Genomic DNA, 13,215 nt, shown 5'->3' on the forward strand with positions numbered 1-13,215 from the left:
CATGGAGTCCAGATGCCAGCTCTCTACGTGATGATCCCGGCCGCGCTGCTGATCGTGGCCATCGCTATCTATATCTTCTTCTGGGCAGTCGACAGCGGTCAGTACGATGACCTCGACGGCCCGGCCCACAGCATCCTGTTCGACGATCAGGACCCGAACCACAAGGCAGCGGTCGACGAGGCCAGCGGCCAGCCGGCCAAACCGGACGACAAGGCGCCGCCCCATGCTTGAGTTGGCGCCACTGTTGGTGTCTGCGGTGATCCTCGGCCTGCTCGGTGGCGGGCATTGCCTGGGCATGTGCGGCGGCTTGATGGGTGCGTTGACCTTGGCGATCCCCAAGGAACAACGCAGCCGACGCTTTCGACTATTGCTGGCCTACAACCTGGGGCGAATTCTCAGCTACGCCGCGGCCGGCCTGCTGATCGGCCTGGCCGGCTGGGCCGTGGCCAATAGCCCGGCGGCGATGTTCATGCGCATCCTCGCCGGACTGCTGCTGATCGCCATGGGCCTGTACCTGGCCGGCTGGTGGAGCGGCTTGACCCGAATCGAAAGCCTCGGCCGTGGCCTGTGGCGGCATATCCAGCCGGTGGCCAACAAACTATTGCCAGTATCGAACCTGCCCCGCGCCCTGCTGCTGGGCGCATTATGGGGCTGGCTGCCGTGCGGGCTGGTTTACAGCACATTGCTGTGGTCGGCGAGCCAGGGCAATGCGCTGGACAGTGCGTTGCTGATGCTGGCATTCGGGCTAGGCACCTGGCCGGTGCTGCTCGCCACAGGGCTGGCGGCCGAGCGCGTTACCGCGTTGTTGCGCAAACGCAGTGTGCGCATGACGGGTGGTTTGCTGGTGATGGTGTTCGGCATCTGGACCTTGCCGGGGCCGCATCAGCATTGGCTCATGGGGCATTAGATCGGTGGTGCGGCCTTCGCGGGCAAGCCTCGCTCCTGCTGGGGCGAGGCTTGCCCGCGAAGAGGCCCCCACTGACAATACAAATCCCGACCCTTGATGCAAATCAAGATGCCTTTGCGCACTTCTCCCTAGACTCGCCCACACTGCCAGCCTTATCCGGGGGAATGCCCGCATGCTCGACGCCATTCGTTGGGACACAGATCTGATCCGCCGTTATGACCTGGCGGGACCGCGCTATACCTCGTACCCGACCGCCGTGCAATTCGACAGCCAGGTCAGCACCTTCGACCTGTTTCATGCCCTTCGCGACAGCCGCAAGGCCCTGCGGCCGCTGTCGCTGTATGTGCACGTGCCATTCTGCGCGAACATTTGCTACTACTGCGCCTGCAACAAAGTCATCACCAAGGACCGTGGCCGCGCCCTGCCCTATTTGCAGCGCCTGGAACAGGAAATCCAGCTGATTGCCTGTCACCTCGACCCGACGCAAAAAGTCGAGCAACTGCATTTCGGCGGCGGCACACCGACCTTTCTCAGCCACGACGAATTGCGCCAGTTGATGGCTCAGTTGCGCAAACATTTCAATCTGCTGGACGACGACTCCGGCGACTACGGCATCGAGATAGACCCTCGCGAGGCCGACTGGTCGACCATGGGCCTGCTTCGGGAGTTGGGCTTCAACCGGGTCAGCATTGGCGTTCAAGACCTCGATCCGGCGGTACAACGGGCGGTCAACCGCCTGCAAAGCCTGGAAGAAACCCGTGCGGTGATCGATGCGGCCCGAACCCTGCAATTTCGCTCGATCAACATCGATCTGATCTACGGCCTGCCGAAACAGACACCCGAAAGCTTCGCCCGCACCGTCGACGAAGTCATCAGCCTGCAACCGGACCGGCTCTCGGTGTTCAACTACGCCCATCTGCCGGAACGCTTCATGCCGCAACGGCGGATCAACGGCAATGATTTACCGGCACCGGCACAGAAGCTGGAAATGCTCCAGCGCACCATCGAACAACTGACGGCCGCCGGTTACCGCTACATCGGCATGGACCATTTCGCCCTGCCCGATGATGAATTGGCGATTGCTCAGGAAGAATCGACCCTGCAACGTAACTTCCAGGGCTACACCACCCACGGCCATTGCGATTTGATTGGCTTGGGGGTATCGGCCATCAGCCAGATCGGCGATTTGTACTGCCAGAACAGCAGCGACCTGAACCAGTACCAGAACGCGCTGGCCAGCGCACAGCTGGCCACCAGTCGTGGTCTGCTGTGCAATACCGATGACCACCTGCGACGTGCGGTCATCCAGCAACTGATCTGCCATTTCAACCTGGAATTCGCCCAGATCGAACAAACCTTCAACATCGACTTTCAGGGTTACTTCGGCAAACTCTGGCCACAATTGCAGGGAATGGCCGACGACGGACTGATCAAACTTGATAACGAACGGATTACCGTACTGCCCGCCGGACGATTGCTGGTGCGCTCGGTGTGCATGGTGTTCGACGCGTACCTGGAACAACAAAATCGCCAGCGGTTTTCACGGGTTATCTAGCCATCAGCCCATGGCCAGTCTGCGAAACGCTGATTTTATGACCCTGCGACAAAATCGCCGCGTGCCTGAATGTCCTCCCGTGGGTTACCCTTACGTCTTATGTGTGTTTTCCCACAAGGATTGAAGAAATGTCCGAGCCAGTAAAGCTGCGCGCTCATAGCCAGGCCCATTGCAAGGATTGCAGCCTGGCCCCTCTCTGCCTGCCACTTTCTTTGAATCTGGAAGACATGGATGCGCTGGACGATATCGTCAAACGTGGTCGCCCGCTGAAAAAAGGCGAGTTCCTGTTTCGCCAGGGCGACACGTTCGATTCCGTTTATGCAGTACGCTCCGGCGCCCTGAAGACTTTCAGCCTGAGCGATGGCGGCGAAGAGCAGCTCACCGGCTTCCATTTGCCGAGTGAACTGGTCGGCCTGTCGGGCATGGACACCGAAAAGCACCCGGTCTCGGCGCAAGCCCTGGAAACTACCTCGGTGTGCGAAATTCCTTTCGATCGCCTCGACGAACTGGCCCTGCAACTGCCACAACTGCGCCGTCAGTTGATGCGGGTGATGAGCCGCGAGATTCGCGACGATCAGCAAATGATGTTGCTGCTGTCGAAGAAAACCGCCGACGAGCGCATCGCCACTTTCCTGGTCAACCTGTCAGCACGTTTCCGGGCCCGGGGCTTCTCGGCCAACCAGTTCCGCTTGAGCATGTCGCGCAACGAAATCGGCAATTACCTGGGCCTGGCGGTGGAGACCGTGTCCCGGGTGTTCACCCGCTTCCAGCAAAACGAACTGATTGCCGCCGAGGGAAAGGAAATACATATCCTCGACCCGATCCAGCTCTGCGCCCTGGCCGGCGGCTCGCTCGACGGCTGATCGTGGCGACGGCGGCTGAGCGAAACGGTTCAGCCGCCGCTATACTGCGACGTTTGCAGCCCGCCAGGACACTTCGACGATGGTCTTCGACTCCTTCGACATCAAATCCCTGATCCGCCCCGTGATCGACTTCCCCAAGCCGGGCGTGATCTTTCGCGACATCACCCCCTTGTTCCAGTCACCCACTGCCCTGCGCCTGGTGATGGACAGCTTTGCCCATCGTTACGTCGAGGCCGACTTCACTCACATCGGCGCCATGGATGCCCGTGGCTTCCTGATCGGTTCGATCCTGGCGTATCAATTGAACAAACCGCTGGTGCTGTTCCGCAAGCAGGGCAAATTGCCGGCCGACGTGCTGGCCGAGGGTTATCAGACCGAGTACGGCGAAGCCTTTCTCGAAGTCCATGCCGACAGCCTGTGTGAGGGTGATACGGTGGTGATGTTCGATGACCTGATCGCCACTGGCGGCACGCTGATCGCAGCGGCGAACCTGATTCGGCGCATGGGCGCGCGGGTGCATGAAGCGGCGGCGATCATTGATTTGCCGGAGCTGGGTGGCTCGCAGCGGCTGGAAGACATGGGGATTCCTACTTTCTGCCTGACTCAGTTTGCCCTTACTGATAAATAAGCAGCGGCTGTGCTGACGCCATCGCGGGCAAGCCCGCGATGGCGTCAGCCGCAACACCGCAAAAACTCAAAGCCCCATTTGCTTGCTGATGATCTCATTCATCACTTCCCGCGTCCCCCCACCAATCGACAGAATCCGGTTATCCCGATACAGCCTCTCTACCAGGCTCTCGCGCATATAACCCAAACCACCCAAAATCTGCACCGCATCGCTCGTAATGCGATCAGCCGTGTCGGTAGCGAAATTCTTGGCCATGGAAATCTCCTTGATCACGCTCTGCCCGGCGGCCATTTTCGCTGCCTGCCGGTAGGTGAATTCCCGTGATACCTCCAGCGCCGTGGCCATTTCCGCTAGACGGTGCTTGAGCACCTGGAACTTGCCGATGGGTTTGCCGAAGGCTTCACGCTGACGAGCCCACTTCAGGCTCTCCTCCAGCGCCAACTGCGCGGTCATGTTGGCCATCAGTGCCAAGGCCAGACGCTCGCTCTGGAAGTTGCCCATGATGCAGGCGAAGCCCATGTTCTCGGCACCGATCAGATGGCTCACCGGCACGCGGCAATCATCGAAAAACAGCTCGGCGGTGTCCGACGCCCACCAGCCCATTTTCTTCAACTGACGACCGACAGTGAAACCGGGTGTGCCCTTCTCGATCAGCAGCAAACTGATGCCACCAAAACCCGGCTCGCCGGTGCGCACCGCGACGGTGTAGAAATCCGCGCGAACGCCGCTGGTAATGAAGGTTTTGCTGCCGCTGACCCGGTAACAGTCGCCGTCACGTACGGCGCGGGTTTGCAGGTTGGCGACGTCGGAGCCGCCGCTGGGCTCAGTGACGGCCAAGGCACTGATCTTCTCGCCCGCCAGCACCTGAGGCACAACGCGATCGCGGACTTCGGGCCTGGCCCATTTGAGGATCGGCGGCAGACCGATGTCCAGCGAGCCCAGCCCCGCGACCAGACCACCGGAACCGCAGCGCATCAGCTCTTCACTGGCAGCGATCTTGGCGAACACATCGCCTTCATGGCTGCCGCCAAAGGCTTCGGGATAACCAATGCCCAGAATCCCCGCCTCGCCGGCCTTGAGGTAAAGCTCACGGGGGAAGCTTTCGGCTTCTTCCCACTGGTCGATGTCCGGAAGAATCTCGCGCTCGACGAAACGTCTGACGCTGTCGCGGACCAATTGGTGGCTGGGGTCGAAGTATTCCTGGAAGGCAGGCATCGGCGAACTCCACTGAAGGTTCAGCGAAGTTAACCGAGCGCTTGCTTGGTTTTCAATAGAGTTGTGTGAATCAGATAGACCGAGGCTTGCCCGCGAAGGGGCCTGTTCAGACACTACAAGGCAATCGGCTTACGCCCGGCAAACGAATGCGCCAACGTCCCGCCATCCACCAGTTCCAGCTCGCCACCCAACGGCACGCCATGGGCGATGCGTGAGGCGATCAGGCCTTTGTTGCTGAGCAACTGGGCGATGTAATGCGCGGTGGCTTCACCTTCCACCGTCGGGTTGGTGGCGAGGATGACTTCGGCAAACGTACCCGCTTCTTCTATCCGCGACATCAATTGTGGAATGCCGATGGCGTCCGGACCCAACCCGTCGAGAGGCGACAGGTGGCCTTTGAGCACGAAGTAGCGACCACGGAAACCGGTCTGCTCCACCGCATAAACGTCCATCGGACCTTCCACCACACACAGCAAGGTATCGTCGCGGCGCGGATCGGCGCATTGCGGGCACAGATCGTCTTCGGTCAGCGTGCGGCACAAGCGGCAGTGGCCCACCCCTTCCATGGCCTGGCTCAGCGCCTGGGCCAGTCGCGAACCGCCGCTGCGATCACGCTCAAGCAGTTGCAACGCCATGCGCTGGGCAGTTTTCTGACCCACACCCGGCAAAATTCGCAGGGCATCGATCAGTTGGCGGATCAAAGGGCTGAAGCTCATGGGAAAAGTCCGACATAACAACGAGACGCGGTTTATACCCGCGCCTCTGTTTAGCGTCAAATAGCACCGTCAATTACTCAGTTGGCGCAACCCGCACCACCAGTTTGCCGAAGTTGCGCCCCTCCAGCAGACCGATGAACGCCTGAGGCGCGTTCTCCAGGCCATCGACCACGTCTTCACGGAATTTCACCTTGCCATCACGCACCCACGGCGCCATGGCGCTGATGAACTCCGGCTGACGGTCACCGTAGTCGTCAAACACAATGAAGCCCTGAATCCGTATGCGCTTGGTCAGCAGCGTACGCTGCAATTGGGGCAAGCGATCCGGCCCGCTCGGCGCTTCATGGGTGTTGTAGGACGCAATCAGACCGCAAAGAGGAATCCGCGCCTTGGGGTTGAGCAGCGGCAGCACCGCATCGAACACCTTGCCACCGACGTTTTCAAAGTAGATATCGACGCCTCTGAAGCAGGCCAGCGCCAACTCTTCGGCGAAGTCCGGGCGCTTGTGGTCGATGCAGGCATCGAAGCCCAGCTCCTCAACCACATAGCGACACTTTTCCGCGCCACCGGCCACACCGACCACTCGCAGGCCCTTGATCTTCGCCACTTGGCCGACCACCGAACCCACCGCGCCGGACGCAGCCGCTACCACCAGGGTTTCGCCTTCCTTGGGCTGACCGATGTCCATCAACCCCATGTAGGCGGTCATGCCGGGCATGCCCAGTACACCCAGGGCCATCGACGGACTCTGCAGCCCGGACGGGATCGGAATGATGTTGCGCCCGTCGCTGATGCTGTGGCTTTGCCATCCCGTGACGCCGACCACCAGATCACCCTCATGGAATTTCGGATGCAGCGAGCGTTCGACACGACTGACAGCCCCACCAGTCATCACCTCGTCGATTTCTACCGGCGCAGCGTAGGACGGCGCGTCACTCATACGACCGCGCATGTAGGGATCGAGCGACAGATAAAGCGTTTTGAGCAACACCTGACCGTCGGCCAGGTCTGGCAGCGCTACCCGTTCCAGGCGGAAATTCTCCGGTGTCGGCGCGCCCACCGGGCGGGACACCAGGACGATACGCTGGTTGAGGGTCAATGCTTGTGGCATGTGAGCGTCTCCTTGATCGATAAATTTCAGCGGTATAGGCAGCAGACCTTTGTGGCGCTGCCGGGTTCGAAGTTTCGTCAGTTGTACCGAGGTGACTTCATCGCGGGCAAGCCACGCTCCCACAGGATTCAGGTGATCCCTGTGGGAGCGGGCTTGCCCGCGAAGGCTGCCTCACAGGCATCACACTTCCAACAGACAGAAACAAAAATGCCAGGCGCGATGCCTGGCATTTTTTTGTTCCCATCCAACGCGCGTTGGCGAATCAGAATGGCAGTTTCATACCCGGTGGCAATTGCATGCCAGCGGTCACGCCGGACATTTTGTCCTGGCTGTTGGCTTCGATCTTGCGTACGGCGTCGTTAACGGCTGCGGCGAATACCGCCTCCAGCATTTCCTTGTCATCTTCGCTCAGGCCTTCGACCAGGCTTGGGTCGATAGTCACACGCTTGACGTCGTGACGACCGGTCATCACCACGGTGACCATATCGCCGCCGGCTTTACCGGTGACTTCGGCGTTGGCCAGCTCTTCCTGCATCTTGGCCATTTTTTCCTGCATCTGCTGCGCCTGCTTCATCAGGCCGGCCATGCCACCTTTCATCATGGGAATCACCTCAAAAGTACTTGGATAAAAACAGCGCCCGGCGAATGCGGCCAAGCGCCTTCAGTTATTAGTCCTGACTGACCAGGGCCTCGACAGGTTCAATAGTATCGTGACGGACCACCGCCCCGAACTGCTGCATCATTTGCTGGATGAACGGATCGCCGTGGATCGATTCCTCGGCCTCACGCTGACGGTTGGCACGACGGCGGGATGAGGCCTGAGCCGGGGTTTCCTGCTCGGGCTTGATCAGCTCCATGCTCAGGGTCAACGTGCGCCCGTGGAGCTGGTTCAGTGCATCGTTGAGGCGACGTTGTTGTGTCGCGTTGAACAAGGCACTGTGGGCCGGGTCCAGGTGCAACAACCAATTGTCGCCATCGACGGCGATCAGCGTGCAGTTGGCGGCGATGCTGGCGGTCATGCCGGACACCGGCAGTTTCGGGAACAACTCCAGCCATTGCAGGGCCAGGCCGGTGGCCGGCATCGCGGCCGGTTCAGGTTCGGGTTCCGGCGCAGGTTCGGCGGTGTGCTCGCTGGCCAGGTCGTCGAGGTAGCTGTAGGCCGAATCCATGTCCGGCTCGATGTAGTCCTCGTCCAGCGGCGGCTCGTCGTCCTGGTCCATGTCGGGCGTGGCGGCATCGACTTCGGCCACGGACGGTTCCGGGATCGGCGCAGCAGCCCATTCCGGCGCGTCCGGCACCACACTGTCCGGGGTCGGGATAGGCATCGGTGGTAATTCGGGTTGTTCGCCAGCCGTTTCCAGCACCGGCTCGACGGCGGGTTGCTGGACAACTTCAGGCTCTACCGGGTCGTTCCACGGCAGATCGACGACTTCTTCGACCGCTACGGGCTCGACAACAGGCTCGGGCTCAGGCGCGACGATGGGCACAGCCACAGACGCGACCGGCTCAGGCGCAGCTACCGGAACAGGGGGCGGTGCCACTACGGGCGCAACCGGAGCCGGTGTAACGGCCGTAGCGACTACCGGCGCAATAACTCGCGCGGCAGCCACTGAATTTGCGGAATCAACTGTGGCCTGGCTGATCCCCACTGTCTTTAGCGGTTGCCTCGGCGCGTCCTCGGTGTCTGCCGGCCGGAACGCGAGCATTCGCAGCAGGACCATTTCGAAACCGCCGCGCGGGTCCGGCGCCAGCGGCAAGTCCCGGCGCCCGATCAGGCCCATCTGGTAATAGAACTGCACGTCTTCGGCCGGCAATGCCTGGGCCAGGGCCAATACGCGGTCACGGTCGCCATGGCCGTTATCGACGCCTTCAGGCAGGGCCTGGGCGATGGCAACACGGTGCAGCACATTGAGAATTTCCGAGAGCACGCCGTTCCAGTCCGGGCCTTGTTCGGCCAGATGACGCACGGCTTCGAGCAACGCCTTGGCGTCGCCTTCAATCAGCGCATGCAAAACGTCGTAGACCTGACCATGATCCAAAGTACCGAGCATGGCCCGCACGTCGGCGGCCATGACCTTGCCTTCACCGAACGCGATGGCCTGATCGGTCAGGCTCATGGCGTCGCGCATCGAACCGTCAGCGGCGCGGCCCAGCAGCCACAGCGCGTCGTCTTCGAACGGCACGTTCTCGACGCTCAACACGTGGGTCAAATGCTCGACCACCCGTTCCGGGGTCATGTTCTTCAGGGAGAACTGCAGGCACCGCGACAAAATCGTTGCAGGAAGTTTCTGCGGATCGGTGGTCGCCAGGATGAACTTGACGTAGGGCGGCGGCTCTTCGAGGGTTTTCAACAGCGCATTAAAGGAATGGCTGGAGAGCATGTGCACTTCGTCGATCAGGTAGACCTTGAAGCGCCCGCGGCTCGGCGCGTACTGCACGTTGTCGAGCAGTTCGCGAGTATCTTCGACCTTGGTCCGGCTCGCGGCGTCGATCTCGATCAGGTCGACGAAGCGGCCTTCATCGATTTCGCGGCACACCGAGCACTCGCCGCAGGGGGTCGAAGTGATACCTGTTTCACAGTTCAGGCATTTGGCGATGATCCGCGCGATGGTGGTCTTGCCGACCCCGCGGGTACCGGTAAACAGGTACGCGTGGTGCAGCCGTTGGCTGTCCAAGGCATTGATCAGAGCCTTGAGCACATGGGTCTGGCCGACCATTTCGCCGAACGAGCGCGGACGCCATTTACGTGCAAGAACCTGATAACTCATCGAAAACCGTCGCAACGAAGGAACAGAAGCGGCTAATGCTAGCGGAGCAAGGCCAAAATTGCATCCGGTGCGCTCGTCTATTCTGGCTAAGCTGCACTTTAAGGGCTTTTATTGGCTCAGGTTTGAGCCGTACCGGAGCGTTTATGCGTTTTGCCTTGGGGGCACTGCTGTTGGTCAGCCTGAGTGTCGCAGCCGCCGAGGCGCCGTTGCGCTTTGTCGTATCTGACAGCTGGGCCATGCCCATGGTGCAGATGGAGCGCGGTCGACCGACCCAGGGCATTCTGCACGACATCATGCTCAGCCTGGCGACACAGGTCGGCGTGCCGGCGCAATTTCATGTCTTGCCTCGGGCACGGGTGCAAAACGCCATGGAACACGGCGAAGTCGATGTGCGCTGTTATGTCTCAAAATCCTGGCTGCCGAATCTGTCCGGCAACTATATCTGGAGCGCTCCGCTGCTGGTTCAGCGCGACTTGCTGATTGGCCGGGGAGACTCACCCGACACGGTCAACCCGGCAGAGCTGCCGCAACAGTCGATCGGCACGGTATTCGGCTATAGCTACCCGACCCTGCAACCGCTGTTCGACGCCGACCGCCTGCACCGCGATGACGCGCGCAATCAGGAACAGGTGCTGGATAAACTCCTGGCCGGACGCTACCGCTATGCCGTAAGCAGCCAATGGACCCTGGACTGGTTCAACCAGCGCCTGCTGCCCGACCGACAACTGCAAAGCGTAGCGCTGGTACACGAACAAACCGTCGGTTGCTATATGCGCAACGACCCCAAGGTGCCTGTGCAACGCATTCTGGACACATTGCTGCAAATGAAAATGTCCGGGGAGATCGATGACATTATCCGGCTCTACACCGGCAACCCTGCTGCCAACCAGTAGCAGCTGCATGATGGCTCAGGCTGTCTGGCCGAGCATCTGCCATTGCGACGGGGCGACAAAACCCGCCACCCAGTCTGGCACCTCTCCGGGCGGCATCGGGCGAGCGATGAAGTAGCCTTGAGCGACTTCGCATCCCAGCCTCAACAGCAATTCGCCGTGCTCAAGGCTTTCCAGCCCCTCGGCTATCACCTGCCGACCGAACGCCCGGGCCAGGCCAATCACCGCCGTGGTCAGGGCCAGGTCGTCACGATCATTCAGAATGTCACGCACGAACGACTTATCGATCTTGATGGTTTGGGTTCGCAAACGCTTGAGGTAACTCAGGGACGAGTAACCGGTGCCAAAGTCACCCAGCGAAAACTGCACCCCCAACGCCTGACAGGCCTGCAAACAGGCACTGACATGCTGGATATTCTCGATCGCCACCGACTCGACGATTTCCAGATCGAGCATCTGGGGGGCGACCTGGGCATGTCGAGCGAGTACATGCCTGAGCCGGTCGACGAAATCAGCGCGCTGAAAATGTCGCGCCGCGATGTTGATACTGACCGGCCAGCCCTGCCCCGCTTGCTGCCAACGGTGCAACTGCGACAGAACCTGGTCCATCACCCATTCACCAATATCGATGATCAGGTCGGTATCCTCCACCAGCGGCAAAAACTCCCGGGGTGGCACCATGCCATTCTGCGGGTGCTCCCAACGCAACAACGCCTCGAAACCGACGACCACGCCACGGCGCATGTTCACCTTGGGCTGAAAATGCAGGCGCAACTCACCGGCGACCAGCGCCTGACGCACCCGTTCGACGGTCTGGTGAGTGGCCTTGACCTCCTGATCCCGAGAGACATCGAATAGATGAAAGCGATTTCTCCCGCTCTGCTTGGCCACGTACATCGCCTGATCGGCATGACGCAGCAGGGTCTCGGCATCTTCGTTGTCATGGGGAAACAGGGTGACGCCGATACTGGCAAACACATTGATGTCCTTGCCGTGCAGCGTGTAAGGCGCCGAAATCGCCCCCAGCACGCGATTCAGCGCCGCGCGCAACTCCTGCAGATCACGCACATAACGCAGCACCAGCACGAACTCGTCACCGGCCAGTCGCGCCACCACATCTTCGCCGCGCACAATGTCGCGCAAACGCTTGGCCACTTCCACCAGCAACATATCGCCACTGGCGTGACCGTAACCGTCGTTGACCGCCTTGAAGCCGTCGAGGTCAAGCATGCACACCGCCAACGGAATGTTTTCATGCCGAGAGAATTCCAGCGCCTGATCCAGCAACTCCGAGAGGAACGTGCGATTGGGCAGCCCGGTCAGCACGTCATGCCCGACCCGCCATTGCAAGGATTGCAGCAGTTGGCGTTTTTCGCTGATGTCGAAACGAATCGACAAGTATCGGTGAACGCGCCCGGTGGCATCATCGAGCACCGGCACCATGGTGCTGTCGACCCAATACAGGCTGCCATCTTTGGCGCGATTACAGATCTCGCCCTTCCAGATATTGCCCAGGGCGATGGTGCGCCACATGGCGGCGAAAAAATCGGCGGAGTGCAAGCCGGAGTTCAGCACGCGATGATTCTGCCCCAACAGCTCTTCGCGCCTATAGCCGGACACGGCGCAGAATTGATCGTTGACGTAGGTAATCCGGCCGTCGAGATCGGTCTCGGAAAAAATCGCGGCGGCATCCACGGCCCTGCGGTATTTCTCATCCATGAGTCAGGCTCATTGTCGCTAGCGGTGGTACCGCTCGACCAGCGCAGGATGCCCGGAAGAGGTGTTTTGAGACGTACTGTGCAGAGACACGTTATCACTCCATGAACAGCATTTGATGGCCCCCCGGACCGCCTAAGATCCAGGGCAAAGTAACAACACCGACTCTGGTAATATTTCGCAAGGCTTCAGACCGCCAGCGGCCTTTGCGTATACCCGGCAGGGAACGCAATGCTGGCTGTTTCATATCGCCTAAACTTCAGAAAGCAGATCATCCAAAACCCCTTCGAAGCGGCGATTCTACGAAATGCATCACATTTTGCAAAGCAAGGTGATGGATCATGCAGTTGCCTAATGCAAAAATCTATCGTTAAGTTCTTGATTCTAAATGGGAATTGAGCGATGCAAATTTCAAGTTTGGGTCCGGCCATCCGACGCTACCGTAAGGTCGCAGGGCTTACTCAGGCTGAACTCGGCGAAAAAACCGGTTTTGACCCCAAAACCATCAGTCGCTTCGAAACCGGCACCTATACCCCCAGCGTGGAAGCATTGTTTTTGCTTGCCGACGTGCTGGGCGTGAAGCTGAAAGCCTTTTTCGCAGATCTGGAAGACGAAGATGAACAGCGCGCGTACCTGTTCAGCGTCGTATACAAAGCCACCCCGAAGGATCTGGGAAAGCTGATCGCAGCGGTTGACCAGGCCTTGTCCAAGCCTAGTGCCAGTAAATGAAAAAAAGAGGCCGATCTGTCGAATGCGACAGATCGGCCTCCTTTTTTATATCCCGTTCTTTAATTCGGAAACGACGAAACACCGCCCTGGATGAGCTCCATGGCAGGGAAAACAAAA

At 59.9% G+C, this 13,215-nt stretch carries 13 protein-coding genes; 7 read left to right on the forward strand and 6 right to left on the reverse strand.

Features of this window, described 5'->3' with window-relative positions; translation table 11 throughout:
• The first annotated feature begins 12 nt into the window (after positions 1–12).
• The 5 genes from ccoS (at position 13) to MMG91_RS08310 (ending at position 3,953) form a co-directional block, all read left to right on the forward strand.
• A complete protein-coding gene (gene ccoS / locus MMG91_RS08290) occupies positions 13–231 on the forward strand; it encodes a cbb3-type cytochrome oxidase assembly protein CcoS (RefSeq protein WP_102616084.1) in 219 nt (72 codons plus the stop codon).
• Entirely contained in the window at positions 224–907 is a 684-nt protein-coding gene (locus MMG91_RS08295; RefSeq protein WP_305448954.1) for a sulfite exporter TauE/SafE family protein, read from the forward strand. Before ccoS ends, MMG91_RS08295 begins: the two co-directional genes overlap by 8 nt.
• A gap of 172 nt (positions 908–1,079) precedes the next feature.
• Entirely contained in the window at positions 1,080–2,462 is a 1,383-nt protein-coding gene (gene hemN / locus MMG91_RS08300) for an oxygen-independent coproporphyrinogen III oxidase (RefSeq protein ID WP_310659308.1), read from the forward strand.
• A gap of 128 nt (positions 2,463–2,590) precedes the next feature.
• A complete protein-coding gene (fnr, locus tag MMG91_RS08305) occupies positions 2,591–3,325 on the forward strand; it encodes a fumarate/nitrate reduction transcriptional regulator Fnr (RefSeq protein WP_052965436.1) in 735 nt (244 codons plus the stop codon).
• 79 nt (positions 3,326–3,404) lie between these two features.
• Positions 3,405–3,953: an adenine phosphoribosyltransferase gene (locus MMG91_RS08310; protein ID WP_310659309.1), complete on the forward strand. Its 549-nt coding sequence runs from the start codon at positions 3,405–3,407 to the stop codon at positions 3,951–3,953.
• A 66-nt stretch (positions 3,954–4,019) separates the two neighbouring features.
• On the opposite strand, the gene MMG91_RS08315 is transcribed toward MMG91_RS08310, so the two are convergent.
• The 5 genes from MMG91_RS08315 to dnaX form a co-directional block, all read right to left on the reverse strand.
• Positions 4,020–5,168 (reverse strand): acyl-CoA dehydrogenase family protein, encoded by a 1,149-nt coding sequence (locus MMG91_RS08315; RefSeq protein ID WP_310659310.1) that lies wholly within the window; start codon positions 5,166–5,168, stop codon positions 4,020–4,022.
• A 113-nt stretch (positions 5,169–5,281) separates the two neighbouring features.
• On the reverse strand, positions 5,282–5,884 hold the full coding sequence (gene recR, locus MMG91_RS08320; protein ID WP_305505567.1) for a recombination mediator RecR: 603 nt from the start codon (positions 5,882–5,884) through the stop codon (positions 5,282–5,284).
• A gap of 73 nt (positions 5,885–5,957) precedes the next feature.
• A complete protein-coding gene (locus tag MMG91_RS08325; RefSeq protein ID WP_310659311.1) occupies positions 5,958–6,995 on the reverse strand; it encodes an NADP-dependent oxidoreductase in 1,038 nt (345 codons plus the stop codon).
• 262 nt (positions 6,996–7,257) lie between these two features.
• Positions 7,258–7,596 carry a YbaB/EbfC family nucleoid-associated protein gene (locus tag MMG91_RS08330; RefSeq protein ID WP_007905413.1) on the reverse strand — a complete coding sequence of 113 codons (339 nt, stop codon included), beginning with the start codon at positions 7,594–7,596 and terminating at the stop codon, positions 7,258–7,260.
• A 67-nt stretch (positions 7,597–7,663) separates the two neighbouring features.
• Entirely contained in the window at positions 7,664–9,763 is a 2,100-nt protein-coding gene (gene dnaX / locus MMG91_RS08335) for a DNA polymerase III subunit gamma/tau (protein WP_310659312.1), read from the reverse strand.
• Positions 9,764–9,906: 143 nt separating this feature from the next.
• Between dnaX and MMG91_RS08340 the strand changes: the two genes are divergently transcribed.
• Positions 9,907–10,656, forward strand: a complete 750-nt coding sequence (locus tag MMG91_RS08340) for an ABC transporter substrate-binding protein (RefSeq protein ID WP_305448947.1) — start codon at positions 9,907–9,909, stop codon at positions 10,654–10,656.
• A 15-nt stretch (positions 10,657–10,671) separates the two neighbouring features.
• On the opposite strand, the gene MMG91_RS08345 is transcribed toward MMG91_RS08340, so the two are convergent.
• Positions 10,672–12,372, reverse strand: a complete 1,701-nt coding sequence (locus tag MMG91_RS08345) for an EAL domain-containing protein (RefSeq protein ID WP_310659313.1) — start codon at positions 12,370–12,372, stop codon at positions 10,672–10,674.
• A 399-nt stretch (positions 12,373–12,771) separates the two neighbouring features.
• On the opposite strand from MMG91_RS08345, the gene MMG91_RS08350 reads away from it, so the two are divergent.
• Positions 12,772–13,098, forward strand: coding sequence for a helix-turn-helix domain-containing protein (locus MMG91_RS08350; RefSeq protein ID WP_305448945.1), 327 nt, complete (start codon positions 12,772–12,774; stop codon positions 13,096–13,098).
• Positions 13,099–13,215 lie beyond the last annotated feature (117 nt).

This window comes from Pseudomonas sp. JL3 (genome assembly GCF_031570575.1).
GTDB classification, from domain to species: domain Bacteria; phylum Pseudomonadota; class Gammaproteobacteria; order Pseudomonadales; family Pseudomonadaceae; genus Aquipseudomonas; species Aquipseudomonas cucumis.